Origin of the sequence: Bradyrhizobium sp. CCBAU 11361 (assembly GCF_028128935.1) — a bacterium.
GTDB classification, from domain to species: Bacteria; Pseudomonadota; Alphaproteobacteria; order Rhizobiales; family Xanthobacteraceae; genus Bradyrhizobium; species Bradyrhizobium niftali.
In genome coordinates this window covers 140,623-161,620 of the sequence record NZ_LBJZ01000197.1, presented here as the reverse complement: position 1 = coordinate 161,620, position 20,998 = coordinate 140,623, and the positions used below count along the sequence as shown (strand labels likewise).

The following is a 20,998-nucleotide window of genomic DNA, read 5'->3' as shown; positions in this document are numbered from 1 at the left end:
GTGAAGCATTTTTAGAGGCCACCGGGCTCTCCCATGACAAGCGACGTAGCAGTTCCCGCCCCGGAAACGGCGGCGGCCAATGGCCATGGCGAGGCCCACACCACAGCCGGTTTCGGTGCGCTGACGCTCGGCAGCATCGGCGTGGTCTATGGCGACATCGGCACCAGCCCACTCTACGCGTTCCGTGAGGCGGTGACGGTGGCCTCCTCGGGCACCGAGGGGCTCGCCACGCCGGCGGCCGTGCTCGGCGTGCTCTCCCTGATCCTGTGGGCTCTCATCGTCGTGGTGACGCTCAAATACGTTGTGATCCTGCTCCGCGCCGACAACAACGGCGAGGGCGGCACGCTGGCGCTGATGGCGCTGGCCCAGCGCGCGGTCGGCACCGGCGGGGCAACCATCGTCCTGCTCGGCATCATATCCGGCGCCCTGTTCTACGGCGACGCCGTCATCACCCCCGCGCTTTCGGTGCTGTCGGCGATCGAAGGCATGAAGGACGTCACGCTGCATTTCGAGCCTTACATCGTGCCGCTGACCGTGATCATCCTGGTCGGCCTGTTCGCCGTGCAGTCGCGCGGCACCGCTCGCGTCGCTGCCTTTTTCGGCCCGATCATGTGCGTCTGGTTCGCGGTCATTTCGGTGGCGGCGATCCATCCGATCATCCAGCAGCCGCAGGTGCTGTTCGCGCTGAATCCGCTCTACGCCGTGTCCTTCATGCTTCACCACGGCATCATCGGCTTCGTGACGCTGGGCGCGGTGTTCCTGGCAGTCACCGGTGCGGAGGCGCTCTATGCCGATCTCGGCCATTTCGGCAAGCGGCCGATCCAGACCGCCTGGCTGTTCATCGTGCTGCCGTCGTTGGCGCTGAACTATCTGGGGCAGGGGGCGCTCGTGCTCGGCGATCCCGGAGCGATCGAGAGCCCGTTCTTCCAATTGTTTCCGCAAGGCTGGATCCGCGGCGCCATGGTCGTGCTCGCCACCGCCGCCACCGTCATCGCAAGCCAGGCCGTCATCACCGGCGCCTATTCGCTGACGCGCCAGGCGATCCAACTGGGGCTGCTGCCGCGTTTTGAAATTCGCCATACGTCTGAAGCCCATTCCGGCCAGATCTTCATCCCGCGCATCAACCAGCTCCTGCTGGTCGCGGTGGTGCTCCTGGTGCTGCTGTTCCGCTCCTCCAGCGCGCTGGCGTCCGCCTACGGCATCTCCGTCACCGGCACCATGGTGGTCACCGCGATGATGGGCTTTGTCGTGATCTGGAAGGTCTGGCGGTGGTCGCCGCTCGCGGCGGCTGCGCTGATCGCGCCCTTCCTGTTCCTCGACCTGACCTTCCTGGCCGCCAACCTGCTCAAGGTGTTCGAAGGTGGCTGGGTTCCGCTCGCGCTCGGCGCGCTCATGATCATCCTGATGTACACGTGGCGGCGCGGCAGCCGGCTGCTGTTCGAGAAGTCGCGCAAGCTCGAGTTCCCGCTCGCCGACCTCGTGGCGATGCTGGAGAAGCGGCCGCCGCAGCGCGTGCCCGGAACTGCCGTGTTCCTGACCTCGGACCCGCTCAGCGCTCCGACCGCGCTGATGCATAGTCTGAAACACTACAAAGTGCTGCACGAGAAGAACGTCATTCTCACCATCGAGACTGCGCAGACCCCGCGGATCGACCCGGCCGAGCGCGTCAGGCTGGAGCAAATCAGTCCGACCTTCTCCAAGGTGACGCTGAAGTTCGGCTTCATGGAATCGCCTAACGTACCGAAGGCGCTGGCGATCGCCCGCAAGCTCGGCTGGCAGTTCGACATCATGTCGACCTCGTTCTTCCTGTCCCGCAGGGCGCTCAAGCCTGCCGTCCATTCCGGCATGCCGCGCTGGCAGGACCGGCTATTCATCTCGCTCAGCCGCTCCGCCAACGACGCCACCGACTATTTCCAGATCCCTAGCGGCCGCGTGGTCGAGGTCGGAACGCAGGTGACGATCTAGCGCCACCGCTGTCATCGCCCGGCTTGACCGGGCGATCCAGTACTTCGAGACAGTTGTGGTTGAATCGATAGGCCGCGGCGTACTGGATTCCCCGCTTGCCGCCTACGCTAAAGCTTCGGCGCCCCTGGACCTCAACCCCGGCGAAGCCTTGGCGTAGCCGGGTCGCGGGGAATGACACCGAGCGCGTGGTGGGACGCGAAGCAGGATTTTCAGGCATCCTGAAAGCCGGACTTCAAGTCGCTGCGATTTAGCTTTAACTTGCGCCGCGCGGCTCAAGCCATTGTAGCGCTTGATTTTCGCTGCCCGAGAGGCGAGGTTGCCGCCCGCCGGGATCGCCCCGGCTGCGGCTCGCGACGTTGGAGGATGATGTGGCAAATCAAGTACAGGATCTGACCCCGGACGAGGTCTCTAAGGGTGTCGCGGAGGGCCGCTATCTGCTCGTCGACGTCCGTGAGCCGAACGAGGTCGAGGCCGAGGCCTATCCTTACGGCGTCGTGGTTCCGCTCTCGACCTTCGACCCCAAGGCGATCCCCGATCCCCAAGGCAAGGAGGTCGTGTTCGCCTGCCGCTCGGGTAAGCGCTCGGTGACGGCCTCGCTCGCGGCGCAGGCGGCGGGCCTGCCTTACGACAAGCATCTCGCCGGCGGCATGCTCGGCTGGAAGGCGGCGGGTCTTCCCAGCAAGGTCGGTGGCTGATCCGGCCGATGTCCAAGAGCTCGTCCCTCAACAAGGTCTTCGCCGACCTTCCCGTCACCATCTTCGAGGCGATGTCGCAGGCCGCCCGCGACAACGCCGCCATCAATCTCGGCCAGGGCTTTCCTGACGATCCGGGACCTGAGGACATCCGCCGCGCCGCGGCCGATGCCTCGCTGAACGGCTACAACCAGTACCCGTCGATGATGGGCCTGCCGGAGCTGCGCCAGGCGATCGCGACCCATTACGGCCACTGGCACGGCCTCAAGCTCGATCCCATGAGCGAGGTGATGGTCACCTCCGGCGGCACCGAGGCGCTGACCTCGGCCATCCTCGCGGTGGTGCAGCCCGGCGACGAGGTGGTGTGCTTCCAGCCGGTCTATGATTCCTACCTGCCGATCATCCGCCAGGCCGGCGGCATTCCGCGCCTCGTCCGGCTCGAGCCGCCGCATTGGCGGCTCAATGAGGACATGCTGAAAAGCGTCTTCAATTCAAAGACCAAGGCGGTGCTGTTCAACAATCCCTTAAATCCCTCCGCGGTGGTCTATCCGCGCGAGGACCTCGAGCTGCTCGCGCGCTACTGCCAGGAGTTCGACGTCATCGCGATCTGCGACGAGGTCTGGGAGCACGTCACCTTCGACGAGCACAAGCACATCCCGCTGATCACCATCCCCGGCATGCGCGATCGCACCATCAAGGTCGGCTCGGCCGGCAAGATCTTCTCGCTGACCGGCTGGAAGATCGGCTTTGTCTGCGCCGCGCCGCCGCTGCTGCGCGTGGCCGCCAAGGTGCACCAGTTCCTGACCTTCACCACCGCACCGAACCTGCAGGCCGCCGTCGCCTATGGCCTCGGCAAGTCCGACGACTACTTCCTGTCGATGCGCAAGGACCTGACGCGGAGCAGGGACCGCCTGACCAGGGGCCTCGAAAGCCTCGGCTTCCCCGTGCTGAAGTCGCAAGGAACCTACTTCCTCACCGTCGACCTATCACCGCTCGGGCTGAACGAGAGCGACACCGAGTTCTGCTGGCGCATCGTGAAGGATTACAAGGTCGCGGCGATCCCGGTCTCGGCCTTCTACGAGCAGGACCCGGTGACCTCGGTGGTCCGCTTCTGCTTTGCCAAGAAGGACCAGACGCTCGACACCGCGCTAGAGCGGCTGTCGGACGCGGTGCGCGGACGCAAGAGGTAGACTGAGATGACGAACGTCGGCCGCTCCGGACTTGGCTTTGGTCTCGCGATCGCCGCGGCGCTGACGTTGTTCTCCGCTCCCGCCGGAGCCGAGGAGCGGGTCGTCAACTTCTACAACTGGTCCAACTACATGGCACCAGATGTCCTTGAGGCCTTCACCAAGGAGACCGGCATCAAGGTCGTCTACGACACCTTCGACGCCAACGAGACGCTGGAGACGCGCCTGATGGCCGGCAAGTCCGGCTACGACGTCGTGGTGCCCACGGCCTATTTCCTGCAGCGCCAGATCAAGGCCAACATCTTCCAGAAGCTCGACAAGTCGAAGCTGCCGAACCTGAGCAATGCCTGGCCGGTGGTGACGCAGCGCCTCGGCATCTACGATCCCGGCAACGTCTACGCCGCCAACTACATGTGGGGCACCACGGGTATCGGCTACAACGTCGCCAAGGTGAAGCAGATCCTGGGCGCAGACGCCAAGATCGACAGCTGGGACATCGTCTTCAAGCCGGAGAACCTCGCCAAGTTCAAAGACTGCGGCGTGCACATGCTCGACTCCGCCGACGACATCTTTCCGGCGGCGCTGAGCTATCTCGGGCTCGATCCCAACTCGACCAAGCAGGCGGACCTGGAAAAGGCCGCCGATGCGGTCGCCAAGGTCCGCCCGTCGGTGCGAAAATTCCACTCGTCCGAATATCTGAGCGCGCTCGCCACCGGCGAGATCTGCTTCGTGGTCGGCTGGTCCGGCGACATCATGCAGGCCCGCGCTCGCGCGGCCGAGGCCAAGAGCGGCGTCGAGATCGGCTACACGATCCCGAAGGAGGGCGCGCAGATGTTCTTCGACAATCTCGCGATCCCCGCGGATGCCAAGAACGTCAAGGAAGCCTACGAGCTGATCAACTATCTCTACCGCCCGGACGTTGCCGCCAAGAACTCGGACTTCCTGTCCTACGCCAACGGCAACCTCGCCAGCCAGAAGCTGGTCGATCCGAAAATTTTGAACGACAAGAACATCTATCCGGACGAGGCGACGCTCGCAAAACTGTTCGTCATCACGGCGCGTGAGCCGGCCACCCAGCGCATCATCAATAGGCTTTGGACCAAGGTGAAGACGGGGCGGTAGACGGGCTGAGACGGAGCGGACGCTCCCCTTGCTCGGTCGTCATGCCCGGGATTGTCCCGGGCATCCACGTCTTTCCTGCCGCGTGGTGATGCGTGGATGGCCGGGACGTAGGCGAGCGGAAGCGACGCCGTCCTTCGGACGGGCTATGCCCGGCCATGACGGAGAGAGTTCTGTCCGCTACCGCCACCGCCGGTGCAGCCACAGCCACTGCTCGGGATGCTCGCGCACCCAGCCTTCCACGACGCTCGTGATCGCCTGTGTCGTGCCCTGGATGTCGATCTTGCCGTCGGCATCGCGGACCGGCTGGACTTCCTCCGTCAGCTCCGCGGCGAAGCGGCCCCCGGGCTTGCGGATGACGCGGACGCCGTGGATCGGGCATTCGACCTGGCGCAAGAGGCGCGCCAGCATCGGATTGGCGCGGGTCTTGCGGCCGAAGAAGGTGACCTCGACGCCGCCGGTCAGATACTGGTCGATCAGCATGGCGACGTGCTTGCCGTCCTTCAGCGCCTGCGCAAGGCGCAGCGGGGCGTCGCGGCCCGCCGGGATCAGCGTGCCCATGTTGACCTGGCGCATCTCCTGGATGATGCGGTCGGCGGAGGCGATGTTCGGCCGGCGATAGAGAATCGCGGCATCCAGCCCATGCGCGACGGCGGCGAGCGCCGGCAATTCCCAGTTGGCCAGATGCGCGGCGAAGATCAGCGCAGGCTTGCCGTCGTCGCGGATGTGGTCGAACAGCTCGATGCTGCGCTTCGGCAATTCGATCCGGCTGTTCTCGGGATGGTCGCGGTCGTAATCCCAGACGTGGTCCATGTGGGCGAATTCGGCGCCGACGCGGCCGAGATTGTCCCAGACGCCCATCAGGATCTGTTCGATCTCCTCCGGCGATTTTTCCGGAAATGCAGCGGTGAGATTGGCGCGGCCGATGCGGTGCTCGCGCAGGCGCGGGCCGATCGTTTTCACGACGCGTGAGAAGAAGTCCGAGGTCTTGACCGGATCGAAATAGCGCGTGGTGCGCAGCATGCCGACAGTGGCGGCGCCGATCAGGCTGCCGCCGATCGATTTGGCAGCCTCCCGCGCGCGGGCCTTCGTGCTCGCAGTCAGCAGCGCCATGCGTCCGGTCAGGCCGGTTCGCGGGTCAGGATCAGCGAGGCGTTCTGGCCGCCGAAGCCGAACGAGTTCGACATCACCGCGGTGACGCGGGCGTCGCGCGCCTTGTTGCCGACGACGTCGAACAGGATCGTGGGATCCGGGGTCTCGTAGTTGATCGTCGGCGGGATGCGCTGATGCTCGAGGGTGAGCAGCGAGAAGATCGCTTCTACGGCGCCTGCGGCCGAGATGGTGTGGCCGACCATCGACTTGTTGGACGTGACCGGGATCTTCTGCGCGAGCTCGCCGAACACGGCCGATGTCGTGTTGAACTCCATCTTGTCGTTTTCGGGCGTCGCGGTGCCGTGCGCGTTGATGTGGTCGATCTGGTCCGGGGTCATGCCGGCATCGGCCAGCGTCTTGTTCATGCAGCCGATGATCGGTTTCCCATCAGGAGACGAGCGGGTGCGATGGAAGGAATCGGTGAGCTCGCCGCAGCCGGCGATCACGCCGAGGATCTTCGCACCGCGCGCGGTCGCCGCTTCATAGCTCTCCAGCACCAGTGCGCCAGCGCCTTCGGCCATGACGAAGCCGTCGCGGTTCTTGGAGAAGGGGCGGGAAGCCGCCTGCGGCGGATCGTTCTGGGTCGACAGCGCCGAGAGCAGGGAGAAGCGCACCAGCGCTTCCGGGTTCACCGTGCCGTCGGTTGCGACGCACAGCGCGGCATCGGTCTCGCCGCGGCGGATCGCCTCGACGCCGAGCTGGATCGAGGTCGCGCCCGAGGCGCAGGCCGTCGACAGCGAGATCGGCGAGCCCTTGGTGCCGAAAGTCTCGGCGAGATAGGCTGCGACCGAGCCGAACATGAAGCGGTGATGATAGGCGCTGTACTTGCCGCCGCCGGAGATGCGCAGCAGATCGTCGTAAGTGAAATCCTGTGCACCGACGGCTCGGCCAAGCTCGCGGCGCTGCGGCCATTCGACTTCGACCGGCGCGACTGCGAGGAAGAGGGGACCCGGGAAATCGGCGTTGGCGCCGATGCCGGCCTGCTCGAGCGCCTCCTGCGTGACCATCTCGGCCATCCGCTCGGACAGGCCGGTGGAGGAGAACGGATCGACGCTGACGAAATCGACCGTGCCGGCCATCGTCGTCTTCAGGCCGTCGACCGGAAAGCGCGTGATGGTGCGGATGCCGGATTCGCCGGCGACGAGCTTCGCCCAATTGTCCGCCTTGCCGGCGCCGAGCGAGGTCATGATGCCCATGCCGGTGACGACGACGACGGGACGCCCGAATTTGTCGCGTGGTGCAGTCATGTCGATCCCCCCGCTGGAGCTAGCTCACGGCCTCGACCAGCGCCATGCCTTCGCCGCGCCAGTGTCCGGCCCCCACGACCACAATCTGGGTGGGCGCTCCCTGCATTTCAATCTCGGTCCCCGTGGAATCGTTCGGCGGGAACAGCGCGCCGCGCGAGATCGAGAGCGCGGCGAGCGCGATTCCGAGCGGGAATTGCGTCTCCATGGTGTGTCCGAACATCGTGCCGGTCGAGCGCACCGGGAAATCGGCGTGGTCCTTCAGGAAGCCGCGCTCCTCGGATGTCGCGGGCTCTGCGCCGGTCGCGCCCGTGATGATCGCGCCCTTGCCCTCGCGCTTCGGCAGCTTGGCCCAAAGCTTCTCCAGCGTCGCGGCCATGTCGCCGGGCTGCTTGCGCCGGGCGAGATCGGCCACCACGCTCGACAGTTTCGCGAACGGCTTGGCGCCGCGGGCTTCCGCGTGCGCGCGCGACTCCAGCACCAGGAAGGCACCGGCCGAGCCGAGCGCGAAGCCGGCGTGGTCCTTGCGCGCCCAGACGGGCGCGAACTTGTCCTTCAGGTTGAAGTCGCCGAATTCGTAGAGGACCATGAGGTCCTTGCGCTCGCCATTATGCGAGCCGCCGATCAGGGCAATGTCGCTCTCGCCCGAGCCGATGCGCGCAAGTGCGATGCGGGCGGCATCGGCGCCCGCGACCTCTTCGCCCATGAAGGTGCGCGAAGTGCCGCCAAGCCCATGCACGATGGCGATGTTGCCGGCGAGGAGATTGGAGAGCTGGGCCAGAAACAGCGTCGGCCTGAGATCGCTCATCAGGCGCTCGTTGAGGAAGCCGGGCGCGTTCGCCCCCTTGGCCTCGGCCGTGAGCACGCCGGTGTCGACGTTGAGATCGCGCTCGCCGCCGCCGGCGGCCACGACCATGTCGATCTTCGACAGGATGTCCTTGTTGCCCTTGATCCCCGCGGAGTCGAGCGCGAGGCCCGCGGCATAGGTGCCGATGCGCTGCCAGGCTTCCATCTGGCGCTGGTCGCCCTTCTTCGGGATCTGGGTGTCGAAGGTAACAGGCATCAGGGGATGCACGATGTAGGGCGCAAAGCCCTTCTCGTCGACATTGATGCGCTTCTCCTGGAGCGCGGCCCAGTTGGCGTCGAGGCCCTCGCCGAGCGAGGTGGCAAGGCCAATGCCGGTGATCCAGACTTCCGTCTGGCCGGGCTTCGAAGCGGTGTCGGTCATGGCGATACGGCCTGTTGCGGAAAGCCGACGCGCTCGGCGACTTTCGCCATGTATCCGCGCATGTCCGCATTGGGGAAGGGGATCAGCGTGAAGGTGAGCGCCGAATTCGCGCGCAGCTTGCCGCCGACCTTGATCTTGGCTTCGGTCATGGCGTAGCCCGAGCCCTCATGGGTGAGGCTCGCCTCGATGCTCATGAGATCGCCGGGGAATACCGAGCCGCGCACCTTGGCCTCCTTGACGGCGGCCAGGATCGGCATGCGCTCGAATTTGAACACGCCGAGCTGAAGCCAGCCCGAGGCCTGCGCCATCGATTCGATCAGGAGCACGCCGGGCATCAAGGGATAGCCCGGGAAGTGCCCCTCGAAGATGGTGCTTTCCTTCGGGACCTGGGCCTCGACGACGATCCTCTTCTCGTCGACCCTGAGGTCGACGATGCGATCGATCATGTGGAAGTATTCGAGTTGCATGGCCGCCCGATTAGGCGCTCGCGCCCTTGGCTGCAACCAGCTCGTCGATGCGCGCGCACAGGTTCTTCAGCACGAAATATTGTTCGGTGGTCGCTTTGCCGTCGTTGACCTCCTGGGTCCACTTTTCCAGCGGCAGCTTGATGCCGAACTGCTTGTCGATCGCAAAGGCGATATCAAGGAAATCGAGGCTGTCGATGCCGAGGTCATCGATGGCGTGGCTATCCGGCGTGATCGTGTCGCGCGGGATGTCGCAGGTTTCAGCGATGATCGTAGCGACCTGATCGAATGTGGAGGACATCACTAAGCCTTTGATATATTGCGGATATTTGTCAGATGTTCCAGAGTGGCATGGCGGGTGGGCATCGCGCCCCTGATGACGCCCTCAACCCCCCTCTGGCCGGGTCGAGAGCCCGTATATCGGAGCGCCGCCCTGAGTTCAATGGAGCCGGACAGGCCATGGGGACAGCAGGGGACGGAGCTGGGGATCCCTGCCGGAGCCTCTTTTCGCGAGGGACGATCGCATATGACTGGGACGCCTGGGGCGCTCTGCCTCCACAGCGTCATGGCCGGGCATTGTCCCGGCCATCCACGCCTTGCCTTGCGGCACAAAGAGCGTGGATGCCCGGGCCTTCGCCGCGCCGAAGCGGCTTCGGCCGCGCAGGCGGGACAAGCCCGGGCATGACGACCTCTGGGTAGGCGGGCGTGCCTAGATGAGCGGCGTCGCGATCTTGGCACAGTCGCGGCGGCCCATCAGCACGCAATCCTGGGTCCGGCGCAGGTCGGCGATGCTCACGGCGAGCCAGATCCCGATCGCAGTCAGCGCGATGGTGAAGGCGAGCGCGGCGATGTTGGCGAGCATGCGGTGGCGGAAATCGTCCGGCTCGGTGCGAGGCTGCTCGTAGCGCGACAGGTCGAGCGGCTTGGGCGCGCCGCGCAGCGGCTGCACGGTGCCGTTGCCCCGGTGGACCGTCGGGGAGGGTGAGGTGCGCGGCCTGAACTGGAGCACCCGGTGCTCCTCATCAGAGCTTATGGGCCGCTGGGATTTCATGGTGCGAGGATCACTCCGAAGCAGCGGTTTTTGATAGCATACGTGATGAACGCGTTGCAGAAAATCTTCTCAACGCGTACGTGCATTGCGCTTTTGCACGCCCTCTTCGCGAAGGCCCGCGACGGATCGCGAAAGCGGTCGTCATGCCGGTGTCAGGATGCGCGGGGTTGCGCTGCAAAACAGCCATGGCGCCTGCCGTGCCCGGTCCTGAGAACATCGGCTTGTGATCTCCCTGTCGGGGCCGAACGCATTTTGTCGCCGCAAGGCCCATGGCATAATCAGGGAACCCGGACGACCGTTTGCAACCAACAATGAGGGCTCTTCGACCATGACCACGAACGCGCGCGAGCCGAGGGTTCATCCCGTGCCGATCCTGTCGCTTCGGCCGACGCAGATGACGGTCGGCATGCGCGAGGTCAAGGAGAAGCGCAAGCGCTGGCGTGAGCACGACCGCAGGAAGCAGGCCGATCTGCTCGGCAAGCACATGATCCCCGTCGTGTACGGGCCGGACGAGCGCTACTACGTGATCGACCATCATCATCTCGGCCGCGCATTGCACGACGAGGGCGTCAAGGAGGTGCTGGTGACCGTCGTCGGCGACCTCAGGATGGTCGAGCGCGAGGCCTTCTGGGGCGTGATGGACAACAAGCGCTGGGTCTACCCTTACGATTCCAAGGGAGAGAGGCGGCGGTTCCAGGACCTGCCGAAATCGGTTGCCGATCTCAAGGACGATCCTTTCCGCAGCCTTGCCGGCGAGCTCCGCCGCCTGGGCGGCTTCGCCAAGGACACCACGCCGTTCTCCGAATTCCTGTGGGCGGACTTTCTGCGCCGTAAACTGTCGCGCAAGGCGGTGGATGCCGATTTCGACAAGGCACTTGAGAAGGCCATGTCCGCGGCCAAGAGCAAGGATGCGATCTATCTGCCCGGCTGGTGCGGTCCGGCGTCGGACGATTAGGCGCGGGCGCTCGCATCAATCGCGTTGGAAGATCAATCGCGTTGGAAGATCTTGGCGCCGGGGTAGACGCGCCGGGCATACGTGACGACCAGCGCGCGGTCCTAGGTTTCCAGGAAGGGCGTTCGGATCTGACACGATCCGACAATGAGGTGCCACAGACCATTGAGCTTTCGGATGACGACGTTCATTTGAGCATTCCTCGAAGACTCTGCATTCCAGCGCAGTCTTGCGATTCACGATCGCGGCCGCAGGCGTAAAATTCCCAACGCCGCTCCCGTTCCGCTGCAAGACACTGCGACCATTATTAGTTGGTTACGGCATGCGGCCCTGTAAGCCGGATCTCATCACAGCTGCTTGAGCGAAATCATTTTCCGCGCCCATGAAACCATCCTGAAACAGAACCGTCCCATCTCTTGGAGGTAGTCGAGCTCACACAGGAGGCCGAAATGCGCCGTCTGGTTTTCGGAATTGCCTTGCTCGCGGTTGCCTCAGCAGGCATCTCGGCGTCGTTCGCCGCAGTTCACCACGCCAAGACGTTGACATTTTCCGAGCGCTTTGCCCCTGCGCTCGAGTTGATGGCGACGCGATAGCGGCGTAGTGCGTCGCAGCCGCGATTCAATCACTTTGGCTGTTGCGGTCCCGGCGAGGACAGCAGGCGTTCCATCTCCGCGGCGGCCTCGCCGTCGCGTGCCTTCTGCAATAGCGTGTGGCGCTCGGCGCCGGCCGGGAGCTTTCTGGCGGCGGCGCGGGCCTCTTGCGTGAACTTGTCCAGGCGCTGCTGGAGCGACAGAGCCGATCGCGTGCGGTTGCGTTTTTTGGTCATGGTTTGGCCTTTCCGACACACCGAGCCAACCATGTGGACGCGAGCGGCGTCCTTAACTTTTGTTGGAACCGGCGGCGCGGATCGCGGTTTCATTCCGGCCGGCGCCCAGCGCGCCATGATTCGAATTCATGCGAACGGAGCGACTTCGCGTGCCCAGCGATACGATCCGTGCTGCGCTTGTCAGGCGTTTGCGCATCTCTTCCGGCATCTCGGAGGAGGATGTCAGGGAAATCGAAGCGCTTCCGATCGCGGTGAGACAGTATCCGGCGGAAACGCCCGTGGTGAGAGATGGCGAGCGGGCCACCGAATGCTGCCTGATTGTCGAGGGATTTTGCGCGCGCTCCAAGACGATCGCGAGCGGGAAGCGACAGATTCTCTCCCTGCACATTCCCGGCGAGATCCCGGACCTGATGAGCCTGTTCCTGCACGTGATGGACCATGAGCTCTCGACGCTGACGGCGTGCACGCTGGGCTTCATCAGCCACGATACGCTGCGAAAATTGCACCAACGCAGGCCGGTCGTCGCCGAGATGTTTTGGCGGGACACGCTGATCGACGCCGCGATGTTTCGCGAATGGATCGTCAATGTCGGCCAGCGTCCGGCGCCTGCGCGCCTCGCGCATGTTATGATCGAGCTGCGCGAGCGCCTCAGGGTCATCGGTCGCGTGGACGACGAAAATTTCGAGATGCCGCTGACCCAGGAGCAGATCGGCGAAGCCCTTGGGATCACTGCGGTCCACGCCAACCGGGTGATCAAGCAGTTGCGCCAGGATGGCATCGTCGAATTTCAGCGCGGCCGCGTCACCGTACTCGACGAGGCTCGATTTCTGGAACTCGCGGATTTCGACGGTCGTTATCTCCACCAGTCGCCGACGCTTTGAGCCGCCCGATGCCGCGATTTCATTAGGAGGGGGCGCCGTTCCTGAAAGTGTCGATTACGCTGGATGTCGAGGAAGCCTAGGCGGCAGACCGGGTCGAACGTGCGGCCCAACGGCGCAGGTGAGTTTGACGTATCGCAAACCGACGTCGGTGCCGGCCGCTAAGGTCCGCCGGCATGACAGCCGAACCAGCATTGCGCTCCCGCGTCAGGTGGGCTCCGGATCATGCCGACCTGGAGACACGACGATGAGCCTGATCCTTCGCATTCTGTTTGTCATCGCCGGAGCCGTCACGGCGCTGTTCGTTGCGCGTGATGCGCTGAACTTCACCATCATCCAGACCTTCGTCGCCATACTGCTCGTGACGGCCGTCCTGCTCGCCGGGAGTCTCTGGAGCCTGCGGCGGAAGGCGTGAGCGGCACGGAATCCACGAGACCGGCCGGGCTGAGCGAGGCCGAGGCCCGGGCGCGGCTGGAAGAAGACGGCGCCAACGAATTGCCTCGGCCCGAACGACGCAGTCCCCTGCGCATCGTCATGGAAGTGCTGCGCGAGCCGATGCTCGTGCTGCTGCTCTGTGGTGGGCTGGTCTACCTCCTGCTCGGCGATCTCAGGGAAGCGCTGATCCTTCTGGTCTTCGGTGCGATGTCGATCGTGATCACGGTGGTGCAGGAGACCCGGACCGAGCGCGTGCTGGAAGCCTTGCGCGACCTGAGCAGCCCGCGCGCGCTCGTGGTGCGGGATGGTGCGCGTCGACGCATCGCGGGCCGCGAGGTCGTGCGCGGCGATCTTCTCGTTCTTGGCGAAGGGGACCGGATTCCGGCCGACGCCGCGCTGGTGGACGCACGCGATCTGCAAATCGACGAGTCGCTGCTGACCGGCGAGTCGGTGCCCGTCCGCAAGCAGGTCGCCGACAAGGCCGCGTCAGCCGATCACCGGCCGGGCGGCGAGGATCAGCCTTTCGTGTATTCCGGTTCTCTCGTCGTGCGCGGCGAGGGGCTGGCGCTGGTGGAGGCCACCGGCCCGCGCAGCGAGATCGGGAAGATCGGGCTGTCGCTGCGCGGCTTGCAGGCCGAGCCGCCCCGGCTTCAGCAACAGACCGCCAGACTGGTGCGGCTCTGCTTCCTCGGCGGCGCCGTGGTCAGCCTGGCGGCCATCGCACTCTACGGAGTCTTGCGTGGGGATTGGCTGCAAGCGCTGCTTGCGGGCATCGCCATCGGCATGGCGATGCTGCCGGAAGAATTTGGCGTCGTGCTCACCGTCTTCATGGCAATGGGAGCCTGGCGGATTTCACAAGCCCGCGTCCTGACGCGGCGAGCCGCCGCCATCGAGGTCCTCGGTTCTGCAACCGTCCTGTGCACCGACAAGACCGGGACACTGACGCAGAACCAGATGACCGTCGCCGAGCTGCGGCTGCTCGACGGGGCACGCATGCGTCCGGAGAGCGCCGGGCGGGATGACGCCAGGCCCGAATTTGCCGAGCTGGCGCGTTACGGTGCCCTGGCGAGTTCCCCTGAACCGTTCGACCCGATGGAGAAGGCTCTGCATCTGTTCGCGCACGCCGCCCTGCGGGGAGACGATGCGCCGGATGGCGAGCGGACCCTGGCGCGTGGCTACGGTCTGCGCCCCGAGCTGCTGGCCATGACGCAGGTCTGGCGGATATCCGGCCGGGCGGATCTCCTCGCATGCGCCAAGGGGGCGCCCGAAGCGATTGCGCGGCTGTGCAGGATGAATGCTGCCGACCAAGAATCGGTGCGCGACGCCGCCAGCGCGATGGCGAAGGACGGGCTTCGCGTGCTGGGGGTGGCCGTTGCCGTGTGCGATGACGATTCACTCCCGTCGTCGCAGGAGGCTTTCGCGTTTCGATTTGTCGGCCTGGTCGGGCTTGCCGATCCGCTGCGGCCCCATGTCCCGGAGGCGGTTGGCGAGTGCCGCGCAGCGGGGATCCGCGTCGTCATGATCACGGGCGATTATCCGGCAACAGCCGTTGCCATCGCGAACCAGGCCGGGCTCGATGTTCGTGACGTCATGACTGGCGATCAGGTCAGGCTGGCGGACGATTCGGAACTCGCGGACCGCGTCGGGCATGTGAACGTGTTCGCCCGGGTCTTGCCGGAGCAGAAGCTGCGCATCGTCCAGGCGATGAAGCTCAACGGCGAGATCGTGGCGATGACCGGCGACGGCGTCAACGACGCGCCCTCGCTCAAGGCCGCCCATATCGGCATCGCGATGGGAGGGCGCGGGACCGACGTCGCGCGTGAGGCGTCGGCGATCGTCCTGCTCGACGACGATTTCGGTTCGATCGTGTCGGCCATTCGTCTGGGCCGCCGCATCTACGACAATCTGCGCAAGGCGATGGCATTCATCTTCGCCGTTCATGTCCCGATCGCCGGACTTGCGCTGTTGCCTCTGGTGTTCGGGTTGCCGCTGATCTTCAGTCCGGTGCACATCGCGTTTCTGGAGCTGATCATCGACCCCGTATGCGCGCTGGTGTTCGAGGCGGAGCGGGGCGAGCGCGATGCGATGACGCGTCCGCCGAGACGGCCTGATTCCGAGCTGTTTTCATGGGCACTGGTTGGCTGGAGCGTGCTTCAGGGCGCGCTCGCATTTGCCCTGACCGCCATCATCTTCATTGGCGCGCTTCGCTCCGGTCTCGTCGCCGACGAGGCGAGGACGCTCGCCTTCGTGACGCTCGTCGTCTGCATCGTCGCTCTGGTCCTGGTCAACCGGTCCTTCAGCGCGTCGTTCGCGTCCGCATTCTTCCGGCCAAATCCTGCATTGATCTGGATCTTCGCGGGGGTCGCTTTCGTTCTCGCCACCGCGCTGCTCTGGCCGCCGGCCTCCAGCCTGTTCCGCTTTGGTCCGCTGCATGCGGACGATCTGATGATCACGCTCGGCGCGGGACTGCTGGTGCTGACCGTGCTCGAAGTGCTGAAACCGATTTGGGCGCGGCGGCTTCGGTTCTAGCGACCGCTCAGGTCTCCGATGCATCTCCGACTCGCGCGGCTCGTCTTCCCTTACGCAGCGTCAAGGGCGGCACGGATTGATTGGACGTCTGATTCACGCAGCCGCGTCGCGATCGATCTTCCGTAATCGCACGAAGGCGGCCCAGGCCCGCGGATATTCCTTGTCCGTGGGATCGATCGTCAGCAGCGCGCGGCATGCCTCCTTGATTTCTTCCGGCGAAGGACGCCTCGTTGGCCCCTCGGCTGATTTCGACTGCTCCCAGCGAGCCTCGATATCTTTCGCAAAGGCCAGGGCCTCAGCGGTCGTTCGCTTCTGCGTCGATTTCGCCAGGGAATGGCCCGTGGGGAACGTCGGCCATGCCGCCGGCGGCTGGTCGACACGCCACGTGAGTTCATCCTTCCGTGTCGCCTCCACGCGCGAACCTGGATGCTGCTCTGCTGGCGTCCAGCCTGGCCCGGCCGAACCTGACGAGACTGCCGATCTCGGCGCGACTGCCGAGCCTGGTGCGTGTGCTGCCGTCTGTCCGGCCAACTGGCCAAGCTGCTGTTCCATTGTTCCGCCGCTGGACTTGGGGATGACCTTTTCGACGGTCTTGATCATCGACAGGGCGCCGGGCGAGATCAGCGTCCTCTGGTCGGCAATTTTGTCGTCGGCCGCGATTGGGCAGGGGCTGTATGTCGAGCGCTGCGACGTGATCCGACCGTCGTCGTCGATACGGGCATAATCGATCGCGACGGTGTAAACGAAGGCGGTCTCAACATACTGCCTCTCCTTGTCCATCGCCTTCACGGAGCCGCACACGTATCTTGCGTTGTCCGCGTCGACCGTTCGCAAGCCGCTAAAATGAGCTGAATTCGGCTCGATGAGGACGCGTGCGACGGCGGCTCGCGCCATGCCGTGCTCCGATTGAAGCATGCTCCATATTTCGCCGGGGTTGATGGCGTCGGGCTGATAGTTCCATGCGTATCCAGCGGCGAAGAACGTTACGCCGATGCAAGTCGCGACGGCGAATGCTCGCACGTTCATAAGACGGATCCCCTAAGCAGGCACGACTCATCCGCGTCTCCGTTGACGGAGACTGCGTGAGTTGTGTCGAGGTATTTCTGCTAGTTGAGGGTGAGTGTCTTAACAAAACGTGTCTGATTGTGAAAACGTTTTGGTTCCCGTAAAACGGGAACCCGCACGTTGCATTTTCCGGTGCGGCGTCGCGTTCGCAACACGGAGCGGTCGGTCACTTCTTGGGCAGCCGGCCCATCAGATAGAATTCGTCGTTCGGCCGCATGCCGGTGAAGTTCGCCAGCCGGTTCGACAGCGCGAAGAAGGCCGAGATCGCGGCGATGTCCCAGATGTCGTCGTCGCTGAAGCCGTGCGGCGCGAGCGCGGCGAAATCCTCCTCCGAGATCCGCTGCGCGTCGGCCGAGACCTTCATCGCGAAATCGAGCATCGCCTTCTGCCGCGGCGTGATGTCGGCCTTGCGATAGTTCACCGCGACCTGGTCGGCAATCAGCGGGTTCTTGGCGCGGATGCGCAGGATCGCGCCATGCGCGATCACGCAATACTGGCACTGGTTGGCCGCCGAGGTCGCCACCACGATCATTTCGCGTTCGGCCTTGGTGAGGCCGCCGTCCTTCTCCATCAGCGCGTCGTGATAGGCGAAGAACGCGCGGAACTCGTCGGGCCGGTAGGCCAGCGTCAGGAAGACGTTCGGCACGAAGCCGCTCTTTTCCTGGACAGTCAGGAGGCGCGTGCGGATGTCGTCAGGCAGCGTGTCGAGGGCGGGAGCGGGGAAGCGTTGCGCGGCTGTTTTTGTCATGAGCATGGATTCCGGCTTGGGGCCGGCAACCATAGTCGATGCGGGCGGCCGCCTCAACGTGCTGTCATCGCCCGCCTTGTGCGCTCTTGCGCACTGGGGCGGGCGATCCAGTATTCCAGAGGCCGCAGTGATTGAATCGAGAAGCCGCGGCGTACTGGATGCCCCGCCTGCCGCCTACGCTAAAGCTTCGGCGCTCCTCGACCTCAACCCCGGCGAAGCCTTGGCGTAGCCGGGTCGCGGGGCATGACAGCGGAATGTGAGGAAGCGGTGTCCGCCCCTTACCGCAGCGGCTTCTTGAGCAGCGAGAAGCGGTCCGGGTCCAGCCCCATCGAGGGCTGCAGCATCGGGGCTTCGAGGCTGGACATCGTCTTCGCCGGCGGGGCCGAGAACACCGGGTCGTTCGGCGTGTCGCGCTGCGAGGTGGCACCGCGCCAGCGTTCGAGCACCGCGCCGACGAAATGCATGTCGTGACCGGAGGTGACCGACGGCACGCTGCTGATGGTGGCCTCGCCGCGCGGCAGTTGGTGCGGCGGCACCTCCTTGAAGCGCAGGCGCGTCGGCAGTGCGACGCCTTCGCCGAACGCCAGCACCTCTCGGGTGCCGAGCGATGGCACGAAGGACAGCAAGTTCGCCGCGGCATCCGACACCGCAGCGCGCAGCAGCGCCTGGTCGCGTTCGTTGGCAAGACGCATCGTGAACAGCGTGTTGCACTGGGAGATGATGGTGGCGTCGAGCTCGGCCGGGCGCTGGGTGATCAGCCCGAGATAGACGCCGTATTTGCGGCCTTCCTTGGCGATGCGCGACACCGCCTTGCGGGTCGGCCCAAAGCCGATGTTGCGATCGGCGGCGGCGTAGCGGTGGGCTTCCTCGCAGACGAACAGCATCGGCGAGACGCCGTCGCTCCACAGGCCGAAGTCGAAGGCCATGCGGCACAGCACGGAGACGACGGAATCGATGACTTCGGCCGGGAAGCCGGCGAGCTGCATCACCGTCATCGGCTTGCCATTGGCGGGCAGGCGGAACAGATGGCTGATCACCTCGGCCATGGTGTCGCCGCCGACATTGGCGTTGTCGAACATGAAGGCATAGCGGGGGTCGTTGCGGACCGCCTCGATGCGCGAGATCAGCTTGTGATAGATGATGCGCGAGGAGCGGTTTTCCAGCTTGCCCATGCGCTCGTCGATCAGCGATATCAGATCGACCAGGCGATACGGCACCGGCGTATCGACGGTGAAGCCGATCTGCTTGGGATCGATGCGCTTGAGGCCGAGGCGATCGGCGTTCTGGTACTGCGTGTAGATGCCCTTGGCGATCGGGATCACCTCGGCAAGGACGTCGAGCTCTTCGGGCACGCCGGCACGGCCGCCGAACAGCACGTCGACGATTTCCTCGAAATTGAACAGCCAGAACGGCAGCTTCAGGTTCCGCGGGTTGAGCACCAACGCGCGGTCGCCGAAGCAGCGGCCGTATTCGTTGTGCACGTCGAGCAGGAAGATGCGCAGGTTCGGCCGTGCCTTCAGGATCTCGTTGAGCAGCAGCGACACGCCGGTCGACTTGCCTACGCCGGTCGATCCCAGCACGGCAAAATGCTTGGACAGCATTTCCTCGATATCGACATAGGCGACGACCGAGCGGTCCTGCTGGAGGAAGCCGACATTGATCTGGTCCGACCCGGTCGGCGCGTAGATCGTGCGCAGCTCCTGGCTGGTGATCAGGTCGACCGAATCTCCGATGGTCGGATAGTTGGTGACGCCGCGCTGGAATTTGGCCTTGTCGGCGGCGTTGAGGATCTCGCCGAGCAGGTCGACCGAGGCGATGGCGATGTAATTGTCGGCGCTCGACAGATTCTCGCAGGAGACCTCGGTGATCATCGCGACGATGACCGAACTGGCGCAGCGAATGCTGACGAAACGGCCGACGGTCGCCCGAACCTCCGAGATCGGCATCTGGCTTGCCGCCAGAAGCCCGACCCGGGCGAGCGATCCGCGTACCGAAATCACGCGTCCAAAGGATGTCACGATGAATGAACCTGGCAAGAGCGAGGGATTTGCACCGGACTATGCGCGGCCGCGGCTGCACAAACGGTTAAACAGCAGTCGCGGCCGCTTCGTTAAATCCGCGACAATTCGGCCGACAGGTGGGTTCCTGATGCATACCAGGGGGCGGAAACGGCCGGAAAATGCTCCTTTTTGGGGCCGGCAGGCGCTCAATCGAATTAAGGAAGATTTTACCATTCGGGCAGTCCGTCCGCCGTTCGGGGTGGTTCTCCTCACGCGCAGGGCGCCATTCGGTCCGGGATGCAAGGGTTGATTTGTTGACGGGACCTAATCATTTGTACATTAGTACAAATGAGCCGCCCCTTGCGCATGAGCCAATTGCGGCCCCGCGCCCGAATGCACGATCCGGTTCCTGCGGATCGCAGTCACGCCCTGGAGGAAAGCATGCAGCCCGAACCGATCCTCGATCTGGCCCATCTCGGCCATATGGAGCTGCTGACGCCCAAGCCGGGCGAGAGCCTGAAATTCTTCGTCGACGTCATGGGCATGACGGTCAGCGGCCGCAAGGGTGAGTCGGTCTACTTGCGCGGCTGGGACGATTACGAGCGCTATTCGCTCAAGCTGACGGCGTCGAAGACCTCGGGCATGGAGCACATGGCGCTGCGCGCGCGCAGCCAGCAGGCGCTGGAGCGCCGGGTCGCCGCGCTCAAAGGCTCCGGCTTCGACATCGGCTGGATCGACGGCGACATGGGGCAGGGGCCGACCTTCCGCTGCCGCGACCCTGATGGCCACATCGTCGAACTCTATTACGAGACCGAATGGTTTCAGGCGCCGCCGGAGCTGAAGCCCGCGCTCAAGAACCAGGCGCAGCGCTTTCCAGCGCGCGGCGTCAATGTCCGCCGCCTCGATCACCTCAACTGCCTTGCCGTCGACATCAAGGCAAACCGCGAGTTCTTCGAGAATTATCTCGGCTGCCGGCTCACCGAGCAGATCGTGCTCAATGACGGACGCGAGGCCGCGATGTGGCTGACGATGTCGAACAAGAGCTACGACTTCGCCTATTCGCTCGACCATTCCGGCACGCCGGGCCGCTTCCACCACGTCACCTACGCGCTCGACAGCCGCGAGGAGATCCTGCGCGCCGCCGACATCTTCCTGGAGAACGGTATCCACATCGAGACCGGTCCGCACAAGCACGCGATCCAGCAGACCTTCTTCCTCTATGTCTACGAGCCCGGCGGCAACCGCGTCGAGGTCGCCAATGCCGGCGCGCGCCTCATCCTCGCACCGGACTGGAAGCCGATCGTGTGGACCGAAGAGGAGCGCAAGAAAGGCCAGGCGTGGGGATTGAAGACGATCGAGTCCTTCCACACCCACGGCACGCCGCCGGTGGAGGCGAAGAAGCACGCGTAGAGCATGAGCGGCCGACAGCAGCGCTTTCTCCGTTCCCTCTCCCTTTCGCACAC

21 protein-coding genes are annotated in these 20,998 nt (G+C 64.7%); 11 read left to right on the top strand and 10 right to left on the bottom strand.

The annotated features are described in order from the left end of the window. Nucleotides 1-33: 33 nt before the first annotated feature. The 4 genes from XI08_RS38880 to XI08_RS38865 all read left to right on the top strand — a co-directional run bounded on the left by XI08_RS38880 (nucleotide 34) and on the right by XI08_RS38865 (nucleotide 4,966). On the top strand, nucleotides 34-1,965 hold the full coding sequence (locus XI08_RS38880; RefSeq protein WP_271578483.1) for a potassium transporter Kup: 1,932 nt from the start codon (nucleotides 34-36) through the stop codon (nucleotides 1,963-1,965). 368 nt (nucleotides 1,966-2,333) lie between these two features. Then, complete coding sequence (locus tag XI08_RS38875; RefSeq protein ID WP_008139644.1) at nucleotides 2,334-2,660, top strand: rhodanese-like domain-containing protein; 327 nt, start codon at nucleotides 2,334-2,336, stop codon at nucleotides 2,658-2,660. An 8-nt stretch (nucleotides 2,661-2,668) separates the two neighbouring features. Then, the gene (locus XI08_RS38870; RefSeq protein ID WP_271578482.1) at nucleotides 2,669-3,847 is read left to right on the top strand and encodes an aminotransferase; all 1,179 of its coding nucleotides are present in this window, start codon (nucleotides 2,669-2,671) and stop codon (nucleotides 3,845-3,847) included. Nucleotides 3,848-3,853: 6 nt separating this feature from the next. Continuing rightward, on the top strand, nucleotides 3,854-4,966 hold the full coding sequence (locus tag XI08_RS38865) for a polyamine ABC transporter substrate-binding protein (RefSeq protein ID WP_271578481.1): 1,113 nt from the start codon (nucleotides 3,854-3,856) through the stop codon (nucleotides 4,964-4,966). A gap of 177 nt (nucleotides 4,967-5,143) precedes the next feature. Here XI08_RS38865 and XI08_RS38860 read toward each other — a convergent pair whose 3' ends face one another. The 6 genes from XI08_RS38860 to XI08_RS38835 form a co-directional block, all read right to left on the bottom strand. After that, nucleotides 5,144-6,076, bottom strand: a complete 933-nt coding sequence (locus XI08_RS38860) for a lipid A biosynthesis lauroyl acyltransferase (RefSeq protein WP_271578480.1) — start codon at nucleotides 6,074-6,076, stop codon at nucleotides 5,144-5,146. An 8-nt stretch (nucleotides 6,077-6,084) separates the two neighbouring features. After that, a complete protein-coding gene (locus tag XI08_RS38855) occupies nucleotides 6,085-7,362 on the bottom strand; it encodes a beta-ketoacyl-ACP synthase (protein ID WP_271578479.1) in 1,278 nt (425 codons plus the stop codon). A 19-nt stretch (nucleotides 7,363-7,381) separates the two neighbouring features. After that, nucleotides 7,382-8,587 carry a beta-ketoacyl-ACP synthase gene (locus XI08_RS38850; protein WP_271578478.1) on the bottom strand — a complete coding sequence of 402 codons (1,206 nt, stop codon included), beginning with the start codon at nucleotides 8,585-8,587 and terminating at the stop codon, nucleotides 7,382-7,384. Further along, on the bottom strand, nucleotides 8,584-9,054 hold the full coding sequence (locus tag XI08_RS38845; RefSeq protein ID WP_027543252.1) for a 3-hydroxyacyl-ACP dehydratase FabZ family protein: 471 nt from the start codon (nucleotides 9,052-9,054) through the stop codon (nucleotides 8,584-8,586). The genes XI08_RS38850 and XI08_RS38845 overlap by 4 nt, the downstream gene beginning before the upstream one ends. A 10-nt stretch (nucleotides 9,055-9,064) precedes the next feature. After that, nucleotides 9,065-9,352: an acyl carrier protein gene (locus XI08_RS38840; protein WP_007592476.1), complete on the bottom strand. Its 288-nt coding sequence runs from the start codon at nucleotides 9,350-9,352 to the stop codon at nucleotides 9,065-9,067. A 408-nt stretch (nucleotides 9,353-9,760) separates the two neighbouring features. Continuing rightward, a complete protein-coding gene (locus XI08_RS38835) occupies nucleotides 9,761-10,102 on the bottom strand; it encodes a hypothetical protein (protein ID WP_271578477.1) in 342 nt (113 codons plus the stop codon). Nucleotides 10,103-10,430: 328 nt separating this feature from the next. Here XI08_RS38835 and XI08_RS38830 point away from each other — a divergent pair, with 328 nt between their 5' ends. After that, nucleotides 10,431-11,057 (top strand): ParB-like protein, encoded by a 627-nt coding sequence (locus XI08_RS38830; protein ID WP_271578476.1) that lies wholly within the window; start codon nucleotides 10,431-10,433, stop codon nucleotides 11,055-11,057. A gap of 446 nt (nucleotides 11,058-11,503) precedes the next feature. Beyond that, the gene (locus tag XI08_RS38825; protein WP_198033710.1) at nucleotides 11,504-11,647 is read left to right on the top strand and encodes a hypothetical protein; all 144 of its coding nucleotides are present in this window, start codon (nucleotides 11,504-11,506) and stop codon (nucleotides 11,645-11,647) included. A 29-nt stretch (nucleotides 11,648-11,676) separates the two neighbouring features. Here the strand turns inward: XI08_RS38825 and XI08_RS38820 are convergent, their stop codons facing one another. Then, nucleotides 11,677-11,880, bottom strand: a complete 204-nt coding sequence (locus XI08_RS38820; RefSeq protein WP_271578475.1) for a hypothetical protein — start codon at nucleotides 11,878-11,880, stop codon at nucleotides 11,677-11,679. A gap of 149 nt (nucleotides 11,881-12,029) precedes the next feature. On the opposite strand from XI08_RS38820, the gene XI08_RS38815 reads away from it, so the two are divergent. The 3 genes from XI08_RS38815 (at nucleotide 12,030) to XI08_RS38805 (ending at nucleotide 15,722) form a co-directional block, all read left to right on the top strand. Next, nucleotides 12,030-12,761, top strand: coding sequence for a Crp/Fnr family transcriptional regulator (locus XI08_RS38815; RefSeq protein ID WP_271578474.1), 732 nt, complete (start codon nucleotides 12,030-12,032; stop codon nucleotides 12,759-12,761). A gap of 244 nt (nucleotides 12,762-13,005) precedes the next feature. Further along, nucleotides 13,006-13,173, top strand: coding sequence for a hypothetical protein (locus XI08_RS38810; protein WP_198033709.1), 168 nt, complete (start codon nucleotides 13,006-13,008; stop codon nucleotides 13,171-13,173). Then, complete coding sequence (locus XI08_RS38805) at nucleotides 13,170-15,722, top strand: HAD-IC family P-type ATPase (RefSeq protein WP_271578473.1); 2,553 nt, start codon at nucleotides 13,170-13,172, stop codon at nucleotides 15,720-15,722. Before XI08_RS38810 ends, XI08_RS38805 begins: the two co-directional genes overlap by 4 nt. 93 nt (nucleotides 15,723-15,815) lie before the next feature. Here the strand turns inward: XI08_RS38805 and XI08_RS38800 are convergent, their stop codons facing one another. From XI08_RS38800 to XI08_RS38790, 3 genes are all read right to left on the bottom strand, one after another. Further along, nucleotides 15,816-16,748 carry a hypothetical protein gene (locus XI08_RS38800; RefSeq protein ID WP_271578472.1) on the bottom strand — a complete coding sequence of 311 codons (933 nt, stop codon included), beginning with the start codon at nucleotides 16,746-16,748 and terminating at the stop codon, nucleotides 15,816-15,818. 205 nt (nucleotides 16,749-16,953) lie between these two features. Continuing rightward, on the bottom strand, nucleotides 16,954-17,535 hold the full coding sequence (locus tag XI08_RS38795; RefSeq protein WP_135173921.1) for a peroxidase-related enzyme: 582 nt from the start codon (nucleotides 17,533-17,535) through the stop codon (nucleotides 16,954-16,956). Nucleotides 17,536-17,813: 278 nt separating this feature from the next. After that, complete coding sequence (locus tag XI08_RS38790; protein ID WP_271578471.1) at nucleotides 17,814-19,406, bottom strand: ATP-binding protein; 1,593 nt, start codon at nucleotides 19,404-19,406, stop codon at nucleotides 17,814-17,816. Here XI08_RS38790 and XI08_RS38785 point away from each other — a divergent pair. Continuing rightward, nucleotides 19,399-19,845: a hypothetical protein gene (locus XI08_RS38785; RefSeq protein ID WP_271578470.1), complete on the top strand. Its 447-nt coding sequence runs from the start codon at nucleotides 19,399-19,401 to the stop codon at nucleotides 19,843-19,845. The two genes, XI08_RS38790 and XI08_RS38785, sit on opposite strands and share 8 nt — an antisense overlap. A 131-nt stretch (nucleotides 19,846-19,976) precedes the next feature. After that, nucleotides 19,977-20,945, top strand: coding sequence for a catechol 2,3-dioxygenase (locus XI08_RS38780; RefSeq protein ID WP_271578469.1), 969 nt, complete (start codon nucleotides 19,977-19,979; stop codon nucleotides 20,943-20,945). Nucleotides 20,946-20,998: the final 53 nt, after the last annotated feature.

Excerpts from the sequence above, each read along its gene's own strand:
- XI08_RS38880 (WP_271578483.1), top strand. The coding sequence starts at position 34 with ATGACAAGCGACGTAGCAGTTCCCGCCCCGGAAACGGCGGCGGCCAAT.
- XI08_RS38870 (WP_271578482.1), top strand. The coding sequence starts at position 2,669 with ATGTCCAAGAGCTCGTCCCTCAACAAGGTCTTCGCCGACCTTCCCGTC.
- XI08_RS38865 (WP_271578481.1), top strand. The coding sequence starts at position 3,854 with ATGACGAACGTCGGCCGCTCCGGACTTGGCTTTGGTCTCGCGATCGCC.
- XI08_RS38860 (WP_271578480.1), bottom strand. The coding sequence starts at position 6,076 with ATGGCGCTGCTGACTGCGAGCACGAAGGCCCGCGCGCGGGAGGCTGCC.
- XI08_RS38855 (WP_271578479.1), bottom strand. The coding sequence starts at position 7,362 with ATGACTGCACCACGCGACAAATTCGGGCGTCCCGTCGTCGTCGTCACC.
- XI08_RS38850 (WP_271578478.1), bottom strand. The coding sequence starts at position 8,587 with ATGACCGACACCGCTTCGAAGCCCGGCCAGACGGAAGTCTGGATCACC.
- XI08_RS38845 (WP_027543252.1), bottom strand. The coding sequence starts at position 9,054 with ATGCAACTCGAATACTTCCACATGATCGATCGCATCGTCGACCTCAGG.
- XI08_RS38840 (WP_007592476.1), bottom strand. The coding sequence starts at position 9,352 with ATGTCCTCCACATTCGATCAGGTCGCTACGATCATCGCTGAAACCTGC.
- XI08_RS38835 (WP_271578477.1), bottom strand. The coding sequence starts at position 10,102 with ATGAAATCCCAGCGGCCCATAAGCTCTGATGAGGAGCACCGGGTGCTC.
- XI08_RS38830 (WP_271578476.1), top strand. The coding sequence starts at position 10,431 with ATGACCACGAACGCGCGCGAGCCGAGGGTTCATCCCGTGCCGATCCTG.
- XI08_RS38825 (WP_198033710.1), top strand. The coding sequence starts at position 11,504 with ATGCGCCGTCTGGTTTTCGGAATTGCCTTGCTCGCGGTTGCCTCAGCA.
- XI08_RS38820 (WP_271578475.1), bottom strand. The coding sequence starts at position 11,880 with ATGACCAAAAAACGCAACCGCACGCGATCGGCTCTGTCGCTCCAGCAG.
- XI08_RS38810 (WP_198033709.1), top strand. The coding sequence starts at position 13,006 with ATGAGCCTGATCCTTCGCATTCTGTTTGTCATCGCCGGAGCCGTCACG.
- XI08_RS38800 (WP_271578472.1), bottom strand. The coding sequence starts at position 16,748 with ATGAACGTGCGAGCATTCGCCGTCGCGACTTGCATCGGCGTAACGTTC.
- XI08_RS38795 (WP_135173921.1), bottom strand. The coding sequence starts at position 17,535 with ATGACAAAAACAGCCGCGCAACGCTTCCCCGCTCCCGCCCTCGACACG.
- XI08_RS38790 (WP_271578471.1), bottom strand. The coding sequence starts at position 19,406 with ATGATCACCGAGGTCTCCTGCGAGAATCTGTCGAGCGCCGACAATTAC.
- XI08_RS38780 (WP_271578469.1), top strand. The coding sequence starts at position 19,977 with ATGCAGCCCGAACCGATCCTCGATCTGGCCCATCTCGGCCATATGGAG.